General features: G+C 46.6%; 20 protein-coding genes and 1 riboswitch. All 20 genes read left to right on the forward strand.

What is annotated here, in order from left to right; translation table 11 throughout:
• The first annotated feature begins 134 nt into the window (after positions 1-134).
• Positions 135-308: riboswitch (FMN riboswitch) on the forward strand.
• A gap of 218 nt (positions 309-526) precedes the next feature.
• A complete protein-coding gene (gene ribD, locus MHH49_RS20150) occupies positions 527-1,627 on the forward strand; it encodes a bifunctional diaminohydroxyphosphoribosylaminopyrimidine deaminase/5-amino-6-(5-phosphoribosylamino)uracil reductase RibD (protein ID WP_326047940.1) in 1,101 nt (366 codons plus the stop codon).
• A 55-nt stretch (positions 1,628-1,682) separates the two neighbouring features.
• On the forward strand, positions 1,683-2,351 hold the full coding sequence (locus MHH49_RS20155; protein ID WP_076104433.1) for a riboflavin synthase: 669 nt from the start codon (positions 1,683-1,685) through the stop codon (positions 2,349-2,351).
• Positions 2,352-2,413: 62 nt separating this feature from the next.
• A complete protein-coding gene (locus MHH49_RS20160; protein ID WP_051490904.1) occupies positions 2,414-3,667 on the forward strand; it encodes a bifunctional 3,4-dihydroxy-2-butanone-4-phosphate synthase/GTP cyclohydrolase II in 1,254 nt (417 codons plus the stop codon).
• A 36-nt stretch (positions 3,668-3,703) separates the two neighbouring features.
• Positions 3,704-4,171: a 6,7-dimethyl-8-ribityllumazine synthase gene (ribH, locus tag MHH49_RS20165; RefSeq protein WP_036676377.1), complete on the forward strand. Its 468-nt coding sequence runs from the start codon at positions 3,704-3,706 to the stop codon at positions 4,169-4,171.
• Between the two features lie 136 nt (positions 4,172-4,307).
• Positions 4,308-5,099 carry a segregation and condensation protein A gene (locus tag MHH49_RS20170; protein WP_036676147.1) on the forward strand — a complete coding sequence of 264 codons (792 nt, stop codon included), beginning with the start codon at positions 4,308-4,310 and terminating at the stop codon, positions 5,097-5,099.
• On the forward strand, positions 5,068-5,670 hold the full coding sequence (gene scpB, locus MHH49_RS20175; RefSeq protein WP_036676149.1) for an SMC-Scp complex subunit ScpB: 603 nt from the start codon (positions 5,068-5,070) through the stop codon (positions 5,668-5,670). The genes MHH49_RS20170 and scpB overlap by 32 nt, the downstream gene beginning before the upstream one ends.
• Positions 5,671-5,851: 181 nt before the next feature.
• Complete coding sequence (locus tag MHH49_RS20180) at positions 5,852-6,559, forward strand: DUF2953 domain-containing protein (RefSeq protein ID WP_076101497.1); 708 nt, start codon at positions 5,852-5,854, stop codon at positions 6,557-6,559.
• Between the two features lie 89 nt (positions 6,560-6,648).
• The gene (ytfJ, locus tag MHH49_RS20185; RefSeq protein WP_036676154.1) at positions 6,649-7,137 is read left to right on the forward strand and encodes a GerW family sporulation protein; all 489 of its coding nucleotides are present in this window, start codon (positions 6,649-6,651) and stop codon (positions 7,135-7,137) included.
• Between the two features lie 250 nt (positions 7,138-7,387).
• Positions 7,388-8,587, forward strand: a complete 1,200-nt coding sequence (locus MHH49_RS20190) for a D-alanyl-D-alanine carboxypeptidase family protein (RefSeq protein ID WP_178420405.1) — start codon at positions 7,388-7,390, stop codon at positions 8,585-8,587.
• Positions 8,588-8,623: 36 nt separating this feature from the next.
• Complete coding sequence (locus MHH49_RS20195; RefSeq protein WP_036676157.1) at positions 8,624-9,289, forward strand: nucleoside recognition domain-containing protein; 666 nt, start codon at positions 8,624-8,626, stop codon at positions 9,287-9,289.
• A 7-nt stretch (positions 9,290-9,296) separates the two neighbouring features.
• Positions 9,297-9,830 carry a spore maturation protein gene (locus tag MHH49_RS20200; protein ID WP_036676158.1) on the forward strand — a complete coding sequence of 178 codons (534 nt, stop codon included), beginning with the start codon at positions 9,297-9,299 and terminating at the stop codon, positions 9,828-9,830.
• 60 nt (positions 9,831-9,890) lie between these two features.
• The gene (locus tag MHH49_RS20205; RefSeq protein ID WP_036676164.1) at positions 9,891-10,235 is read left to right on the forward strand and encodes an N-acetylmuramoyl-L-alanine amidase; all 345 of its coding nucleotides are present in this window, start codon (positions 9,891-9,893) and stop codon (positions 10,233-10,235) included.
• 20 nt (positions 10,236-10,255) lie between these two features.
• Positions 10,256-11,014, forward strand: coding sequence for a pseudouridine synthase (locus MHH49_RS20210; protein ID WP_036676166.1), 759 nt, complete (start codon positions 10,256-10,258; stop codon positions 11,012-11,014).
• A gap of 120 nt (positions 11,015-11,134) precedes the next feature.
• On the forward strand, positions 11,135-11,656 hold the full coding sequence (locus MHH49_RS20215) for a redoxin domain-containing protein (protein ID WP_038572444.1): 522 nt from the start codon (positions 11,135-11,137) through the stop codon (positions 11,654-11,656).
• On the forward strand, positions 11,656-13,341 hold the full coding sequence (gene resB, locus MHH49_RS20220) for a cytochrome c biogenesis protein ResB (RefSeq protein ID WP_038572442.1): 1,686 nt from the start codon (positions 11,656-11,658) through the stop codon (positions 13,339-13,341). The genes MHH49_RS20215 and resB overlap by 1 nt, the downstream gene beginning before the upstream one ends.
• Positions 13,338-14,600 carry a cytochrome c biogenesis protein CcsA gene (gene ccsA, locus MHH49_RS20225; protein ID WP_036676173.1) on the forward strand — a complete coding sequence of 421 codons (1,263 nt, stop codon included), beginning with the start codon at positions 13,338-13,340 and terminating at the stop codon, positions 14,598-14,600. Before resB ends, ccsA begins: the two co-directional genes overlap by 4 nt.
• Before the next feature lie 76 nt (positions 14,601-14,676).
• The gene (locus MHH49_RS20230; protein WP_036676174.1) at positions 14,677-15,393 is read left to right on the forward strand and encodes a response regulator transcription factor; all 717 of its coding nucleotides are present in this window, start codon (positions 14,677-14,679) and stop codon (positions 15,391-15,393) included.
• Entirely contained in the window at positions 15,394-16,830 is a 1,437-nt protein-coding gene (locus tag MHH49_RS20235) for an ATP-binding protein (protein ID WP_076101492.1), read from the forward strand. It begins immediately after the preceding gene.
• Positions 16,831-16,948: 118 nt separating this feature from the next.
• The gene (gene glpK, locus MHH49_RS20240) at positions 16,949-18,442 is read left to right on the forward strand and encodes a glycerol kinase GlpK (RefSeq protein ID WP_076101490.1); all 1,494 of its coding nucleotides are present in this window, start codon (positions 16,949-16,951) and stop codon (positions 18,440-18,442) included.
• Positions 18,443-18,456: 14 nt separating this feature from the next.
• Positions 18,457-18,672, forward strand: a complete 216-nt coding sequence (locus MHH49_RS20245; protein ID WP_081384042.1) for a DNA-binding protein — start codon at positions 18,457-18,459, stop codon at positions 18,670-18,672.
• Positions 18,673-18,736: the final 64 nt, after the last annotated feature.

The raw sequence follows: 18,736 nt of genomic DNA on the forward strand, positions 1-18,736 counted from the left end.
TCCTTTTATAAACTCAGTACAATCTATAATCTAGTTACAAATTTTAAGTAAATATAATAAACGCACTTGCATTTCGCTGGTGTAAGTGATAATTTTGTTAGTAAGGAAAACTTGAACCTCAATTAAATAAAGGATCAATCCTTCAGGGCAGGGTGTAATTCCCTACCGGCGGTGATGCTGTTGTAGAAGTAACTTATTAAGTTCATCTACAGTGCTCAGTCCGCTACCCGGCTCGCGTTGTTGACGCGAACGGTGGACCTGGTGAAATTCCGGGACCGACAGTATAGTCTGGATGGAAGAAGGAGAGGTTGACCGCTTGTCTGCAATGGACTGGCGGATCGCAGTGTTTTCATATAATTATGTGCGATATTTCACAATACCCGTCGATTGACGGCTATTTAAGCACACTTTTATTTGGACTGCCGATTAACTCTCGCATAACCCATCTTGAACTCCTCCTGGAGAATGAGATGGGTTTTTCTGTTTTTTTAGCTTAAGAATAGACAGCAGTGGATAGGAGGAAGAGATGGACAACATGAATGATGAGTTTTATATGTCGCTAGCACTGGACATGGCCGAACGTGCCCAAGGGCAAACGGGAATTAACCCTGTTGTTGGTTGCGTTGTGGTGAAGAATGGAGCAATGATTGGACTCGGAACTCATTTGCAGCGCGGTACGGGGCATGCCGAGGTGCACGCTTTGAATATGGCAGCTGGGCAGGCACAGGGCAGTACGGCATATGTCACACTAGAACCGTGCAGCCATTATGGAAAAACTCCACCTTGCAGCCAAAGGCTGATCGATGAAGGGGTAGCTAGGGTTGTAGTTGCTTGTGAAGACCCGAACCCTCAGGTGGCAGGAAGAGGAATCCAAATGCTGCGTGACCAAGGGATTGAGGTCGAAGTTGGTTTGCTGCGTGATCGCGCGTTTCGATTGAATGAGCGTTTTATCAAATATATTTTGACAAAACAACCTTTTGTTACGCTGAAGAGTGCTAGCACGCTTGATGGCAATCTGGCTACCAAATCTGGTGACAGTAAATGGATTTCGAATGGGGAAGCGCGGGAGATCGTACATACGCTGCGGCATCGGCATCAGGGCATCATGGTCGGTGTGAATACAGTGATTGCTGATAATCCCTCTCTGACAACAAGAACAGAAGTGCCTGGCATTAACCCGACGCGGATCATCATTGATTCCGGGCTACGTATTCCTCTGGATTCGGCAGTTGTATGTGATGGCCTAGCGCCTACTCTTATTGTAACAACCGATGCTGCAGATCCTGCTAAGAAGGCTGCACTGCTGAAAGCAGATGTTCAAATCGTTGTGTGCGGAGCAGGTCCAAGAGTGGATCTGAAGGCGGCCATGATATCCCTTGGCGAAATGGAAATTGGCTCTATTTTGCTTGAAGGCGGGGGAACGCTGAACGGTGCGATGCTGGAAAGCGGGCTAGTGGATCGTGTGATTCTCTTCTTCGCTCCAAAAATTGTCGGTGGTGGTGCAGAAGCGAAAGGGACTTTCGTATTCCCGGGTGTAGAGCTGATGAAGGATGCGATCTCACTTGAAGGATTGGAAGTAAAAGTGCTAGGAGATAATGTATGTATCAGCGGTACTCCGGTACGCTAACAAAAGCTATGCAAGAAGTGAATTTGAGGAAGTAATGCTTTTTAGGAGGGATATCATGTTCACCGGATTAATTGAAGAGGTTGGTGTTTTGCGCAGTGTCTCCGCCGGTGGGGAAATGATGGTGCTGAATATTGCCGCTTCGGTCATCATGGATGATCTAAAAATCGGTGACAGTGTGTCCGTCAATGGGGTTTGCCTTACGGCGACAACTTTGGGCGATCATTCCTTTACAGTGGATGTAATGCCACAGACCTACCGGAATAGCAACCTGAAGGAACTGAAGCCCGGCAGCCGGATGAATCTGGAACGAGCGATGGCAGCTGGCGGGCGTTTTGGAGGACATATTGTTCAAGGACATGTTGATGGCACTGGCATTATTAAGAGTGTAAAACGTGATCAAAATGCTGTCGTATTCGAGATTGCACCGGATCGTAAATCACTATTTAAATATATTATCCCTAAGGGATCGATCACGATCGACGGCATTAGTTTAACTGTAGTGAAGACTACGGCCTCATCGCTGGCAGTGTCCATTATTCCGCATACGTTAGGGGAAACAGTACTGACGCACAAACGGGCCGGGGATAGTGTGAATATCGAGTGTGATGTACTTGGCAAATATGTAGATCATCTGTTGCATTATGGCTCAGCCGCCCAAGATGAAGAAGGCGAGAGCAGCTCCGGGATTAGTCATGATTTCTTGGCGGCGAACGGGTTTGTCTAAATAAAGAGTTTGCTTACGAAGAAGGGAATAATCTTTCGTAAAGCTTTTAGGAGGATAGGATCATGAGCGAGCAATCGAAAAAGGAAAGTGTCTTGGATCCGATTGAAGATGCGATTTATGACTTAATGCGCGGTAAAGTCATCATTGTAGTGGATGATGAAGATCGTGAGAATGAAGGGGATTTTATAGCCCTTGCTGAACGGGCGACACCAGAGGTCATCAATTTTATGATTACTGAGGGACGTGGATTGGTTTGTATGCCTATTACCCAGGAGCGTGCGGCAGAACTTGAACTGCAAGCCATGGTAACCCACAATACCGATAATCACGGTACGGCTTTTACCGTATCTGTTGACCATATTGATACAACCACTGGGATCTCTGCGGGGGAAAGATCTTTGACCGTTAAGGCCATGATCGATCCAAAAGCGAAACCTGCTGATTTCCGCAGACCGGGGCATATGTTCCCGCTGATTGCGAAAAAAGGTGGCGTTCTGCGCCGCTCCGGACATACGGAGGCTGCTGTTGATCTAGCGCGGATGTGTGGCGCTTATCCAGCCAGTGTCATTTGCGAGATTATCAAGGAAGATGGCTCAATGGCCCGCTTACCTGATCTAATCGAAATTGCCCGCAAGCATGATCTTAAGCTGATCAGCATCAAGGATCTTATTCATTATCGAAATGAAAAAGAACAACTCGTCACGCGAGAAGTGTCTGTACGACTTCCTACCGACTTTGGGGATTTTCAGACCATAGCTTATACAAATGAAGTGGATGATAAAGAGCATGTAGCTTTGGTAAAAGGAGATATTTCCGGCGATGAGCCAGTACTTGTACGTGTTCATTCCGAATGCCTGACGGGTGATGTATTCCACTCCCATCGTTGCGATTGCGGCCCGCAATTTGAAGCTGCACTGCGGCAGATCGAAACTGCCGGCAGGGGCGTGTTGCTCTATATGCGCCAAGAAGGCAGAGGCATTGGCCTTATCAATAAGCTTCGGGCTTACAAGCTGCAAGAGGAAGGTCTTGACACTGTAGATGCGAATCTAAAGCTTGGTTTTCCAGCAGATCTGCGTGATTATGGAATTGGAGCACAAATTCTGAAGGATCTGGGTGTGCGCCAAATCCGTCTGCTCACGAACAACCCGCGTAAGATCAAAGGGCTGGAGGGTTATGGATTGGAAGTCGTTGAGCGCGTGCCGATACAAATGCCGGAGAACAAGGACAACACCAACTATCTCCACACGAAGCAAGCGAAGCTTGGACATATGCTGTCTTTTGACGATATTGAACAAAATGAGGATTCGAAAGCTTAACCATACATTATAAAAAACGAAGGGTAGATGATGGATATGCCGAAATATTTAGAAGGACACTTAGTTTCTGAGGGGTTAAAATACGGAGTTGTTGTAGGACGTTTTAATGAATTTATTACCAGCAAGCTTTTGTCAGGTGCACTCGATGCCTTTAAACGCCATGGTGTCGGTGATGATGAAGTGGATGTTGCTTGGGTTCCAGGGGTATTTGAAATTCCATTGATCGCGCAAAAAATGGCTGAAAGCGGCAAATACGACGCTGTAATTACCTTAGGAACGGTTATCCGTGGTTCCACTACACACTATGATTATGTATGTAATGAAGTTGCCAAAGGAGTAGCCGCTATCAATCTTAAGACCGGCGTGCCAACCATTTTTGGCGTAGTTACTACTGAAAATATTGAACAGGCCATCGAGCGATCAGGAACTAAAGCAGGCAATAAAGGCTGGGATGCTGCGACTGCTGCGATTGAAATGGCGAATCTTAACAAACTGTTTAAGTAAGTCAGCTATTGACGAATCAGTCGAATTCGTGCTTATTTATAGTATAAGAAGAAAGCATGGATTATAAGAGCCCTTTCTACTTGTGTAGCGTCCAGACGGGCGCTGCACTTTACTTTTTTTGGCGGGAGGATGCTTCGTGACTGTATTGTACAAGCTGGAGACGTTTGAAGGTCCGCTGGATCTGCTCTTGCATTTAATTGATAAGGCGGAAATCGACATCCAGGACATTCCGGTCGCCGAGATCACCGAACAGTATATGGAATACCTGCGTAGCATGCAGGAGCTTGAATTGGATATTACGAGTGAATTTCTCGTGATGGCCGCTACCCTTTTATCTATAAAGAGCAAGCTATTGCTGCCCAAACCACCGGTCATTGAGATCGATGATTTTGAATATTACGAAGAGGATGAATTTGATCCACGAGCTGAACTTGTTCAGCGACTGATTGAGTATCGTAAGTTCAAGAGTATTGCTGTACATCTAATGGATATGGAGAGCGAGCGGAGCTTGATTTTTACGAAGGAGCCTGAGGATTTGGGTCCATTCGTGCCAGAAGAGATTGATCAAACGCTAAAAGGACTACATACCTCAGACTTAATAGCCGCTTTTCGTAAAGCGCTAAGTAAGGCTGCCAGAAGGTCTTCTTACCAGCGGATCACCCGGGATGAAATATCGGTAAAAGATCGTATACGTGATGTATCAGATGCGCTGCAGCGCAGAGGAACAGGCGGTAAGCTGCATTTCTCCGCACTGCTTCACGATGAAATGGCACGGCACGAAATCGTAGTTACTTTTCTTGCGATTCTGGAACTGATGAAAATGAAGGCGATTTTTTGCTACCAAGAGAAATTGTTTGATGACATCGTAATGGAGTGGAGAGGAGGAGAACACTTCAATGGATTACAAAACGCTGAAATCGATTATTGAGGGCCTGCTGTTTCTATCAGGGGATGAAGGAATCTCTGTACGCCAAGTGGCTGAAATTACGGAACAGCGCCCAGAGCTTGCGGCCGGAGCATTAGAGGAACTGAAAGAAGATTATGTAGCACAGGAGCGGGGCTTACAGGTAGTGCAAATTGCCGGGAACTATCGGCTGGCTACATTGCCTGATCATGCCCACTATTTTGAGCGTCTGGCCTATTCACCATCCAGATCAACCTTGTCTCAGGCTGCCTTAGAGACTCTCGCAATCGTGGCTTATCGCCAACCGATTACGCGGGTGGAGATTGAAGAAATCCGGGGTGTGAAGTCGGAACGCGCAATTCATACGCTGAATAACAAGGATTTGATTCATGAGGTTGGTCGTGCGGAAGCGGTAGGCCGGCCAATTCTGTACGGGACGACTAAATCCTTCTTGGAGAGCTTTGGTCTTGCCAGTCTAAAGGATCTGCCGGAACCAACGAACTTTGAGTCCACGGATAATTTGGAAGAAGAGACGCAGCTATTGTTCAATAAGCTGGATACTCAAATGACGTTTGAGGATGTCGAGCTGCCTTAGTTCGTACGAGAACGCTAATAATTGTATTGAAGGGACTGCCCTTAAACCATTTATGTGGTTTGGGATAGTCCCTATTTTTATTTAAGCTCATATTTTTTATGCAAACCCCGAATTTTTTCCAGCTTAAATTGCCATACTAAACCAAAGGTTCCCATTATTAAGGTTTCTTGGAGGTAAATACGTGACGTTATGGCTTGCAATTCCCCTCGTTTTGCTTGTGCTGGCACTGATCCTGGTCCTGTCTTCATCTATCGATTTCCGCATACGGTGTTATAAACATGGAAAAAATGACCTGCTCGAATTAGATATTACCTCTCTTTTTGGTCTGATAAAGCTTCACTATGAACTTCCCCAATTGGTTTTTAAGGGATTGGAGCAGGGTGTGTGGGGAAAGTTTAAAGAGACAGGGACTGCGACGACAGGTGTAGATACCGTAAAAGAAGAGATATTCGATAAAGAAAGAGTAATGCACTGGCGCGACAATGTTAACCAAGCTGTAAAATCTACACGCGGGTTGAAGGAATGGTTAAAAGAGACTGTAGCTCATGTGAAAATATCAAAGCTCGATTGGTCCACCGATTTCTCTCTTGGTGATGCAGCAGATACTGCGACCGCATCGGGAGCGGTTTGGGGCCTGAAGTGGAGTATTGTTGGTTTTATTTCGCAGTGGGTGAAATTGCAGCAGCACCCTCGAATTTTTGTTAAGCCTGTTTTTGAAGATGAGCTTTGTTTTGCAATGGAGTTTGTCTGTAAGGGGAAAATCTCAGTCGGCTATACTTTGTATGCCTTAATGCGGCTATCTCGGCGTGTCTTGCGTGAAAAAGGTGGGATCGGCCATTGGAGAAATCTGCTGAAACAGATGCGTCAGGAGCCACATGGGAAAGTTTAAAATGAAAGTTACATACAAATGGGCGGAAGTGGGGATGATATACGCTGTAGAAGAAAGAGAAATCGTACTCAATTAAAGGAGGAAACAATATGAGCGACCATCCTATTCAAGGCCTAATGCAAACAGCGATGGAAAATATCAAGGGCATGGTAGATGTGAATACCATTGTCGGAGATCCAGTACAAACTCCTGACGGCAGCATCATCCTGCCTATCAGTAAAGTTGCCTTTGGATTTGCTGCTGGTGGTAGTGATTATCGAGTAGAAGATTCTATAAGTGGTTCAAGCTCCCAAGGTGGAGTCAAAATGCTTCCATTTGGTGGAGGTAGCGGGGGAGGCGTCTCCATTCGACCGATCGCTTTTTTAGTGGTAGGTAAGGATGGAGTGAATATTGTCCCTCTGGACAATCAAACTCACCTATTCGAAAAAATCATCGACGCAACACCAGGGCTCATCGACAAAATTCAAACCATGTTCCAAACCAGCAATGCTGCAGCTCAAACGCCGCCAACACCTGCCACACCAGCAGCAGCACCTGTTAAAACCGATCCAAGTACATCTCAATCTTCAACTCATTAGGTACACATAATTCTACAAATAGCCTCGGGGATATCGCCATACATCAGGCGGTGTCCCTTTTTTGACGTATCAGAAAGTATATTTTGGTCCCCGCAAATTACCTGAAAAAATATCGAAGCAAGGCCTCACATTGTGGGGATATTTTGTGTGGAACATCCCAAGGAGTGGACATACCCTAAGGCTGGTCCGCATACACTTGTACAACATAAACACTTTTACTTAAGATCCGATAAGAAGCCGGAGGATGAACATGAAGACAATAACCCGTAAATGGCCATTCGCCTTAATATTGTGCCTTTCGCTGCTGCTTCTGGCGCCGCTATCTTCAATTCAGGCCGAGAACAGCTCTATCTCTACACATGCAAGAGCAGCGGCACTGATTGATGTGGAATCCGGGCGTATTTTGTACAGCAGCCGTGGGGATGAGCCTATGCTTATTGCCAGCTTGACCAAAATTATGACCGCCCTCGTCGCCATTGAGAATGGTGATTTAGCCTCTAAAGTCAAAGTAGGAAAAAATGCCTATGCGAAAGAAGGCTCTTCTATTTACTTGCAGCAGGGGGAAGAGATGACGCTGGAAAATATGCTGTATGGCCTGATGCTGCGCTCAGGGAATGATGCAGCAACGGCGATCGCTGAGCATATCGGTGGTTCTGAAGAAGGTTTTGTATACCTGATGAACGCTAAGGCTGAGGAGCTAGGGCTAACCCATACTCATTTTGCTAATCCCCATGGTCTTGACGCTGAAGGGCATTATTCAAGTGCCAACGACTTGGCTGTTCTGACCGCTTATGCTCTTCATAATCCTGTATTTAAAGAAATTGTGAAGACGCAGGAGAAAACTGCAGACAATCCAAATGAGAAATGGGATTACAAATGGAGAAACAAAAATAAGATGCTGTATTTATACGAGGGAGCGGACGGTGTAAAGACAGGTTATACCAAAAAAGCACTGCGCTGCCTTGTCAGCTCTGCCACCAGAAACGGCCAGCAGCTTGTTGCAGTTACTATAAATGACGGCGATGACTGGAATGATCATGCTTCCCTGCTAAACTTCGGGTTTAATCACTATCCGCTCAAAACACTGATCGAACGTGGTGATGCCGTGACGGGCTATAACTTTGTAACCTCCAAAACCTTTGCTTATCCACTTGGACAAGGTGAACAAAATAGAGTGATCACGAAACTTGTTTTGAATCAGAAGGAAACGGTCTCAGCCGAAGCTACGCGAGCAAATTTTGGATTGCAAGGGGCGCTTGTGCTGGAGCTGGGCGGAAAAGAAATAGGCCGCGTGCCGGTGTATACTCCTGAGAATCTGCCTCCTGAGCAATCTGCTTATATGAAAAAGTATAGTCCCACACTAGCCCAGTCTTATCCGGCAAACAATTGGTTCCAGGCGCTGGGCAGTGCGCTGAAAGCTCTATTTGAAATGGGAGCGAGTTCGAAATAAGAAAATGGGCTGATGAATGAAGAAGGAGGCGTATCCATGATTAACGGGATTTGGCTAGGAATGATCATCATCGGTTTTCTGTTCGCCGCCGTTAACGGCAGAATGGATGAGTTTACAGCCGCCGTATTCGACGGAGCCAAGAGTGGGGTAACGGTTAGTTTTGGCTTAATCAGTGTGCTTGTGTTCTGGCTTGGAATCATGAAGATAGCAGAAGATGCAGGTTTGCTTAAAAAGATTGCCAAGGTGCTTGGCCCTGTCGTAGCTTTTTTATTCCCTGATGTGCCGAAAGGGCATCCTGCCATTGGATATATTCTCTCCAATATGAGTGCTAATCTGCTGGGACTAGGCAATGCCGCAACGCCAATGGGCATCAAGGCGATGCAGGAGCTGCAAAAGCTTAACCCTGATAAAGAGACCGCCACACCAGCCATGTGTACTCTTCTAGCACTTAACACAGCAAGCATTACGCTTATCCCAGCCACACTGATTGCCATCCGGTTAAACTATGGTTCAGCCGATCCCGCAGGCATAGTAGGTACAACACTTGCAGCAACGGCCGTGGCGACACTTGCAGCGATTGCGGCAGACCGGTTTTTCCGAAGGCTGACTTTACTGCGCAAACCGCCGAAGCCCCCTTCAGCAAAGTCTGGGGTTCCTCCTTTGACGAAGACAACACTCCCTAATTCCTCATTGAAAGGGTGAACGTGATTTGTACCAGTTCATCAGTCTCATATCGGCATGGGCGATTCCGGTCATGATCACGTTCATCCCGCTCTATGCTTTTACGCGCAAAGTGCCAGTCTACGAATCCTTTGTTGAAGGCGCGAAAGATGGGTTTGGCACGGCCATTGCGATTATTCCCCATCTTGTGGGGATGCTGGTTGCGATCAGTGTTTTTCGCGCTTCTGGTGCGCTGGACTTTTTCATGGGTTTCATTTCCCCTGCCCTGCGTGGGCTTGGTGTTCCTGCCGAAGTATTGCCGCTTGGTCTTCTGCGGCCGCTTACGGGGACAGGGTCGCTTGCCTACACTACGGATCTGATCCGTGTGCATGGCCCGGATTCTTTAATTGGTATGATTGCTTCCACCATACAGGGGAGCACAGATACAACGCTGTATGTTTTGACCGTTTACTTTGGAGCTGTAGGCGTACGGAATGGCCGTTATGCGCTTAAGGTTGGCCTGTTCTCCGATGTTGTCGGCTTTGTCGCTGCGATCGCTGTGTGTCTGCTATTATTTGGATAGTCACCCCATTGCCCCCCTGAACATATGCTATTGCAGCAATGTGGAGGGGGGCATTCCGCAATGAACTATAAAGGTTTTATTCTGCATCATTCTAGCTGTACATCCATTAACGGTAAAGGTTTTGACTTCTGGGTAGGAGTGGATGGCGCAATTTATGCAGCACCGCTACTGACAGATCCAGAGTATATTCATATTTGTTTGGAAGGTGATTTTGGAAAGGAAGTGGGCGATCCTCCAATATCCGGAAGGAAGGAGCAGCTTTTTGCAACGGCTAAACTCGTTTTAGAATTAGTAGAACGCTACCAAATCTCCCCTTTAATCATCGAACCCCACAATAATTCCTGCCCAGGAGCATTTTTTCCTTGGAATGAACTTGTGATTTATCCCTCTGATGGTTATCATTGATCTGAGGTGACTAGTCGAATATGGAAAGATTACAGAAAATTTTGGCGCAGGCCGGTGTGGCGTCCAGACGTAAGTGTGAAGAAATGATTTTGGCCGGTAAAGTGGAAGTCAACGGGGAACTCGTAACTACGCTTGGCACGAAGGTGGACCCCGCAACAGATATTATTAAAGTTTCCGGTAGACTGATCCGGGGCGAGAACAAAATCTATATTATGTTCAACAAACCTAAGGGAGTTATCACAAGCGCTTCCGATCCAAAGGGTCGTAAGGTTGTAACTGACTACCTAAAAGGAATTACTGAACGGGTTTACCCTGTAGGCCGGCTCGATTACGATACGGAAGGTTTGCTGCTGCTGACAAATGATGGGGACTTTGCTAACTTGCTAACCCATCCGAAGCACCATGTACCTAAGACGTATCATGCTACGGTCAAGGGTATACCGCATGGTACTGCATTGGACAAGCTGAAAGCTGGCATTAAGCTGGAAGATGGCATGACAGCGCCTGCGGAAGTAGAGTACAAGGATATTGATGAAGCAAATAAAGAAGCGGTAATCAGCATCACGATTCACGAAGGACGTAATCGTCAGGTACGACGCATGTTTGATGCGATTTCACACCCCGTACTCCGTCTGAAACGGATTTCATTCGGGGATATTATGCTGCAAAATCTCAAACGTGGCTCATACCGTCATTTGACCAAGGATGAAATTAACCATCTGCAGCAAATTGCCAAAGCAGGATTGCTTAAAGAAAGAACTCCACGTAAAGAGTCATAAAGACACAGAATATTCACAATTAAACCCCCTAAAGCTGTGACGAAATTCGCTATAATGTTCATAGGATGTTCACACCTTACAACATAAGTATGAGTTGCGTCACAGAAGGGGGCTTTACGTGTGGGTAAAGCAAGAAAACCAATTCAAATCGTGATTCTGTTTCTAATTGTTATAGTGGGCGGTTATGCCATCGGTTCCTCTGTATTTGGGGGAAGCGGCAAACCAGAGGAAGGGAGCAAAGCACCTTCCTTTGATTTGCTTGGGCTTGACGGTCTGGCTCATACCCTAGACGAATATAAGGGCAAGACTATTGTGCTTAATTTCTGGGGCTCTTGGTGTGCACCTTGTGTCAAAGAAATGCCGGCTCTCCAAGCGCAATGGGAGAAATGGAAGGACAAGGACGTAGTGGTCTTAGGCATTAATGTGGGCGAAGACCGGATGACTGTCGAGAATTTTGTGAAGCAAGTAAACATCGATTTTCCGATTTTGATGGACACTGGACGTGATGCTGTACGAAGTTATGGTATTTCTCCGCTGCCAACTACCTTATTCATTAATTCCAAGGGTAAAATTGACAACATTCATATCGGCCAGCTTGATTTGAATTCACTTGATGATCAAATTGGGAAGCTGGTGGATTGATGAGTGAACGCGAGGCATTTATAACCAATACCAAATGTGAATGTGGTCACCAGAACCCTGTAGGCACTGTTTTATGCGAAGCATGCGGGAAGCCGTTGGGTAAAGAATCAGACTGGGGCGAGAATTTGGAAATGCGTTACGATGGCGTAGCTCGCCGTTCTCAGCGCGTTAACCCGGGGATTATTGATCGGGTGTGGAACTTTTTCTCTTCCGTCAAAATAGCGATCTATCTGATCGTGTTGACACTTATAGGCTCTATGTTAGGGACGATTTTCCCGCAGGAGAGTACTTTTCTTAATATTGATGCCTCAATTTATTACAAGCAAGAGTACGGAACAGCCGGATATATTTATCACAAACTTGGACTTTCACATACATACGAATCCTGGTGGTTTGTAACTCTACTCGTAATGATCGGCGCTTCACTTGTGATCTGTAGCTTGGACCGAGTACTTCCGCTCTATAAGGCCTTAACCAGGCAGAAGATTCGGAAACATCGTCAGTTCTTAACTCGGCAAAAAGCTGTGTTAGTAACTGAAGTACAAGAGGAACCAGAAGCTTGGGTAGCCCGGGTAATTCAGCCAATGCGTAAAAAGGGCTATCGCGTGAAGACGGATGGAGGAGCTCTGCTGGCAGAGAAACATCGCTTCAGCCGCTGGGGACCTTATGTAATACATATTGGCTTAATTATTTTTTTACTTGCTGTATTAGCAAGAGGATTGCCGGGACTGAACATGGATCAGCATCTTGCTTTCCCGCAAGGGGAGATCACACAGATTCCGGACACCACCTATTATTTGAAAAATGAGAAATTCACCGTGGAGTTTTATACGGAGGAAGAGATGCCTGAGGAATTTCGAGGCAAAAAAATACTTCCAAAGCTATTCCAGACCCAAGCTGTGCTTTATGAATGCACCGCGGATTGTGGAGACCCTTCGAAGGAACCACAGCTATCCGAGGTGACGAAACATGATATCCAAGTAAATTCACCTTTGGATTATAAAGGATTGAAAGCGTATCAGTTTGATTATGATCTGACCCCGGTGCTGCGTTCGGTACAGCCTGAGCTTAAGAATTCCACCACTGGCGAGGCGTTCGGCAAATTTAAGCTGGACATGAAGAATCCTCCGCGGGCAATTCAGGCGGGTCCTTATACTTTAACTTTGAAAGAAAAGTATATGGATTTTGGTCTAAATGAGGATGGACAGCCGATTTCCAAATCACCTTATCCGAATGCACCTGCTTTTTTGTTCCTGATACAAGGTCCGGATCTCCCGGCGGAAGGGCAGCAGTATTTCTATTTTCCTAAACAGGTGGATAAGGCGCAGTTTCAACAGGCTGCCATTAACGATAAGCTTGGCGGGAGCAATAGATTTCTTGAGCTTGAAGTGGACAACATGAGCGACGTTGATTTTTCGGAATCGACTACTTACTTGAATATACGTATTGATCGTGCAATGCCGTTTGTATGGCTAGGTGCAGCAATCGTGATGCTGGGTTTAGTGCTTGGCTTCTACTGGCAGCATAGACGTATCTGGCTTACCGTTGCTAACGGGGAGCTCATCCTCGGAGGACATACGAACAAGAACTGGTTCGGTTTCCGCCGTGAGATCGTTTCTATTTTAGAAAAAGTAGATCTGGTAGTCGATGAAAAATCATTAGATAATGGAGGAGGCCTTTCATGAGCTTGCTCGACATCAGCAGCGCTGTCTTTATTGCCGCATTTTTATTATACAGCGGTTCGTTTATGTTATTCACTATCGCCATCATGGGTCGCAAGTGGTCAGGCCGCAAGCCGGAGGAACATACCGCACGTTGGGGCAAAATTGCTTTTATTTTCTCTTCAATAGGTCTTATCTTTCATCTTATTTATTTCTTTACACGTTGGGCGGGCTCAGGGCATATTCCGGTCAGCAACATGTACGAGTTCATGACTTTTTTATCGATGATGGTCATGGTTGCCTTTACCGTGATGTACGCTATTTATCGTAAGGTAATCCTGGGTCTCTTTGCAGTTCCAATCAGTATTATTGTGATGGCTTATGCTGCAGTGTTTCCACAGGAAGTACAGCCGCTGATTCCATCTCTTCAATCAAACTACTTAAAGATACACGTAACACTGGCTGCACTAGGTGAATCCTTCTTCGCAGTAGGGTTTGCGGCGGGACTGATGTATCTGCTGCGAACAGTCAATTTTTCCAGTAAAGAGAAGGCGGATCGCAAGCAACAGAGGCTGGTCGAATTTACTCTCTTTTCAATCATTGTTATAATTGGGTTTCTGGGTTCTGTTTTTGCATTCCGCGGAGCAGGCTACGAAACTGTTTTTGTCCGTCCGAACGTTACGATTGACAGCCCCGGGCAGGAAAATAGTACAATAGAGAAAGTGAGTTATCGAATGCCGCCGATTGTGGCACCTCACAATAGCGAAATTGAGAGCTTCCAGTCGTTTCTTGGCATAAAAGAACCACTCTTTGAGGCACCATCTTGGATGAATGGTGTAAATGCTGGACGGAAGTTTAATACTGTAATTTGGTCACTCCTTTCCGGATTAATCCTCTACGGAGTTCTTCGCTTGATCGTACGTAAACCGCTGGGCACTGCTTTACACCCAGTGATGGACGGAATTGATGAGGGCGATCTAGATGAGATTACGTATAGGGCGATAGCCATTGGCTTTCCTATTTTCACATTAGGCGCTTTGATCTTTGCAATGATATGGGCGCAAATCGCTTGGGGAAGATTCTGGGGATGGGATCCTAAGGAAGTCTGGGCGCTTGTCACTTGGCTCTTCTATAGCGCTTATCTTCATTTACGTTTGGCTCGTGGATGGCAAGGAAGAAAATCTGCCTGGCTGGCTGTGCTTGGCTTCCTGGTCGTAATGTTTACTCTGGTTGGCGTTAATTTAGTCATCGCCGGACTTCATTCTTACGCGGGGACGGACTGAGCATAGTTTACCTGTTAACGTTGCACAATGGTTTAAAGATTACGTTCTACTGTATTGATGAAGGGGTTGTAGTGAAATGGCAGATCATTTAAACAGAATTCTGGTAGTGGATGATGAGGAACGTATTCGCCGCCTGCTAAAGATGTATCTTGAAAAAGAAGGTTATGAAATCGATGAAGCGGAAGACGGAGAAATCGCTCTTCGTAAAGCAACAGCAAATGACTACGGTCTAATATTGCTGGATGTTATGCTGCCTGGCATCGATGGGATGGAAGTGCTGACAAGACTCAGAGGAGTGAAGTCAACACCGGTGTTAATGCTTACAGCTAAAGGCGAAGAGATCAACCGTGTTCAGGGCTTTGAGATGGGCGCAGACGATTACGTTGTGAAGCCCTTCAGTCCACGTGAAGTCATTTACCGGGTGAAGGCTATTATGCGCCGTTCTTCGGCAACTGCTTTCTTGTCCAAGGAGAGCAATTCCAGCAATAACATTGTATTTACTCATCTTATTATTGAGCATGATGCTCACCGTGTGACTGCTGGTGGTGAAGAAGTGAGTTTGACACCTAAAGAATATGAACTTCTGCATTATTTGGCTATTTCGCCGGATAAAGTATTTTCTCGTGAAGAACTGCTTAAGGATGTCTGGAATTATGAATTTTTCGGAGATTTGCGTACTGTAGATACTCACGTAAAACGCCTTCGTGAAAAACTGAATAAAGTATCACCGGAATCCGCAGCGATGATTACGACCGTATGGGGCGTAGGCTACAAACTAGAGGTACCTAAATAAGTGAACTTCTGGAGAAGTCTTGTCGGCAAACTGTGGGTTACGATCATCTGCCTGGTCGCTGTCGTACTTATTACCTTGGGGTTATTTTTGCTTCCCTACATAGACAGTAACTTTGCCAATTCCGGAGATATCAAACGTTTATTTATGTATACTTGTATGATCGGATTTTCTTTGACTACATTTTTTGCGTTATTTTTGTTTACCAAAATCACCCAGCCGATGCAGCGTGTCATTGAAGCTGCGAATAACATTCGCCGGGGAGAATACGGAACAAGGCTTACGCTGGTCACAAGTGATGAAATTGGCCAGTTGGCGACTTCCTTTAACCATATGGCTGAGGAGCTTGAAGAGAATATTCGCAGTCTGCATCATGAGAAGGGGCATTTATCTAGCGTACTGCGCAGTATGAGCGATGCTGTGATCACCTTTGATATTGAAGGGCAGATTATTTTGACCAATCCGCACGGCCAAGCTCTGCTAGAGAGCTGGAGCGATTTGCAGTGGGAACATGCGAGTGATGCTGAGCTCCATCCCGAAACGGCTGAGAGCAGTGTTCCGCCTCCCCTGCGTCCTTTATTTTTAAGCACCCTGAAACAAGGTGGCGATGACCGCTCCAATGTACATGTGCGGCAGGGCGTCTGGTCTGTTCATATGGCACCATTATATTCTGAAGGCAGCATCCGGGGAGTAGTTGCTGTACTGCGGGATGTGACGGAAGAGGTGCGTCTGGAAAAGATGCGCAGAGACTTCGTTGCTAACGTCTCCCATGAAATACGCACTCCGTTGTCGATGATGCAAGGGTACAGTGAGGCTTTATTGGACGGGATGGCTTCATCCCCCGAAGAAAGCAGTGAGCTGATCCAGGTCATTCATGACGAATCACTGCGTATGGGGCGTCTGGTTAAGGATTTGCTTGATCTTGCCCGAATGGAAGCCGGACATACGGATATGATGAAAGCTCAGGTGGACATGAATGAACTGCTGGAACGAGTCTACCGTAAATTTTCTGTACGTGCCAAAGAGCGCGATATCCATCTTCACTTGCAGCAACAGAGCGATATTGCTGTTCTGAAGGCAGCGGATGAGGATAAACTGGAACAAGTCCTAACCAATTTACTCGATAATGCTTTCCGCCACACACAGGGTGGCAAAAAAATCACAGTTCATACAGGAACTTGTGTATTAGAAGGTCGTCGTTATCTTGAGATTAAAATTCAGGATGAAGGGGTGGGAATTCCACCAGAGGATCTGCCGTATATATTCGACCGCTTCTACAAAGCTGATAAGGCGCGTGTACGGGGAGAATCAGGTGGAACAGGACTTGGGCTTGCGATTGTTAAAAATATTGTAGAGTCGCATCACGGGACCATCTCCGCTTCAAGCAAACTAGGCGAAAGTACAACCTTTACGCTAAGACTTCCTGTCGAAAAACAGTAATTCCAAACACAATGTGTGATAGCGCCTCTGACAGCAGAGGTGCTTTTTGTTGAAACAAACACATTAATCTTGTTCATCGTGGAACATATCTTGTAGGTTTTGCTTGGGAGGGCATAGAATGATTTTATCTTTAGACCAAGGTACTACCAGCTCACGAGCCATATTGTTCGATACGGAGGCTAAATGGGTCTCACAAGGTCAATATGATGTTAAGCAATCCTTCCCCCATCCAGGCTGGGTAGAGCATGACCCTGAGCAAATCTGGGAGTCACAGCTCGCAGCGGCAAGAGACGCGATTGCGCGGGGTGGCATAGCGGTTGAGGAGATCTCTGCCATCGGAATAACCAATCAGAGAGAAACGGCTTTAATCTGGGATAAAACAACGGGCAAACCGATATACCCTGCGATCGTGTGGCAGGACAGGCGTACTGCAGAGCAATGTGAAGAACTTAAAAGTAAAGGGCTGGAGCAAGTTATTGCGAGCAAGACGGGCCTTGTTGTAGATGCTTATTTCTCAGCTACCAAAATCTCCTGGATACTGGATCACGTGGATGGTGCCCGAGAGCGGGCGAATCGAGGGGAGCTTCTGGCAGGTACGATCGACAGCTGGCTAATTTGGAGACTTACTTGCGGAGCCGTACATGTCACTGATGTTACCAATGCCTCACGTACGATGCTGTTCAATCTTCATGAACGGTGCTGGGATGAAGAGCTAATGCAAGAGCTTCGTATTCCGCGTACCATTCTGCCAGAAGTAAGAATGTCTGGCGGCGAATTTGGAATAGCAGACAAACAGTGGTTTGGGGCGGATATTCCAATTCGCTCTGTACTTGGAGATCAACAGGCTGCATTGTTTGGACATACTTGTCTAGAACCCGGCAGTGCCAAAAACACGTATGGTACGGGCTGCTTTATACTTATGAACACAGGCACAGAAGCTGTAGCCTCCAGCCATGGCTTGTTGACCACTGTAGCTTGGGGTATGGGAGATGAACTCTATTATGCCCTCGAGGGCAGTGTGTTCGTAGCCGGAGCGGCTGTTCAGTGGCTGCAGGAGGGGCTTGGTCTTATAGAGGAGCCAGCAGGCTCAGAAGTTAAAGCAAGGGAAGTAGAGGACAGCGAAGGGGTTATCGTTGTGCCTGCGTTTACCGGACTGGGGGCACCCTATTGGGATATGTACGCCCGTGGTGCCATATTTGGCCTCACCAGGGGCACTACCTCAGGACATCTGGTACGAGCTACATTGGAGTCCTTAGCCTTTCAATCTAGAGATGTAATAGGAGCTATGGAAAAAGACGCAGGCATGCCATTGACCGGCCTTCGTGTGGATGGCGGAGCTGTGCGTAACGATTTGCTGATGCAGTTCCAGTCTGATATCCTGGGCAGTGAGGTTACTAGAACCACATATGCGGAGACAACAGCGCTAGGTGCAGCGCTTCTGGCCGGGTTAACGTCCGGAGTCTGGACACGTGCCCAGCTAGAGAGCTTCAACAAGGCTGAGAGGGTCTTCTCGCCTGAGATGGGTATTACTGAGCGGGAAGGTCGTTACAACGCCTGGAAGGACGCTGTAGCGCGTACCATGGGTTGGGAGAAGCATGAAGGATATCAGTGATAAAGGGGCTGTATATGTCTATGGTTAACGGAAACGAATCTGATCTGCCGGGCGGACTATCTAAGCCGGCGCTTCGAGCCCTGCATGGGGCTGGATATGTTCAGCTTCAACAATTCAGCAAGCTTACGGAGGCAGAGCTTCTGCAGCTACATGGATTGGGGCCAAAGGCGATCGTTCTACTGCGGAGTGCTCTCGCGGAAAAGGGGCTCACCTTTGCAAGTAAGTCCTGATGTTGCGTTCATATTTATAACAAAAAGCGGCAAGCTTAGGTGAATCCCTAGCTTGCCGCTTTTT

The organism is Paenibacillus sp. FSL F4-0122, from assembly GCF_038002845.1.
Lineage (GTDB): Bacteria > Bacillota > Bacilli > Paenibacillales > Paenibacillaceae > Paenibacillus_AQ > Paenibacillus_AQ odorifer.

Coding starts and splice junctions, on each gene's coding strand:
- MHH49_RS20160 (WP_051490904.1), top strand. CDS start 2,414: ATGAGCGAGCAATCGAAAAAGGAAAGTGTCTTGGATCCGATTGAAGAT.
- ribD (WP_326047940.1), top strand. CDS start 527: ATGGACAACATGAATGATGAGTTTTATATGTCGCTAGCACTGGACATG.
- ytfJ (WP_036676154.1), top strand. CDS start 6,649: ATGAGCGACCATCCTATTCAAGGCCTAATGCAAACAGCGATGGAAAAT.
- scpB (WP_036676149.1), top strand. CDS start 5,068: ATGGATTACAAAACGCTGAAATCGATTATTGAGGGCCTGCTGTTTCTA.
- ccsA (WP_036676173.1), top strand. CDS start 13,338: ATGAGCTTGCTCGACATCAGCAGCGCTGTCTTTATTGCCGCATTTTTA.
- glpK (WP_076101490.1), top strand. CDS start 16,949: ATGATTTTATCTTTAGACCAAGGTACTACCAGCTCACGAGCCATATTG.
- MHH49_RS20210 (WP_036676166.1), top strand. CDS start 10,256: ATGGAAAGATTACAGAAAATTTTGGCGCAGGCCGGTGTGGCGTCCAGA.
- ribH (WP_036676377.1), top strand. CDS start 3,704: ATGCCGAAATATTTAGAAGGACACTTAGTTTCTGAGGGGTTAAAATAC.
- MHH49_RS20205 (WP_036676164.1), top strand. CDS start 9,891: ATGAACTATAAAGGTTTTATTCTGCATCATTCTAGCTGTACATCCATT.
- MHH49_RS20190 (WP_178420405.1), top strand. CDS start 7,388: ATGAAGACAATAACCCGTAAATGGCCATTCGCCTTAATATTGTGCCTT.
- MHH49_RS20230 (WP_036676174.1), top strand. CDS start 14,677: ATGGCAGATCATTTAAACAGAATTCTGGTAGTGGATGATGAGGAACGT.
- MHH49_RS20245 (WP_081384042.1), top strand. CDS start 18,457: ATGTCTATGGTTAACGGAAACGAATCTGATCTGCCGGGCGGACTATCT.
- resB (WP_038572442.1), top strand. CDS start 11,656: ATGAGTGAACGCGAGGCATTTATAACCAATACCAAATGTGAATGTGGT.
- MHH49_RS20195 (WP_036676157.1), top strand. CDS start 8,624: ATGATTAACGGGATTTGGCTAGGAATGATCATCATCGGTTTTCTGTTC.
- MHH49_RS20155 (WP_076104433.1), top strand. CDS start 1,683: ATGTTCACCGGATTAATTGAAGAGGTTGGTGTTTTGCGCAGTGTCTCC.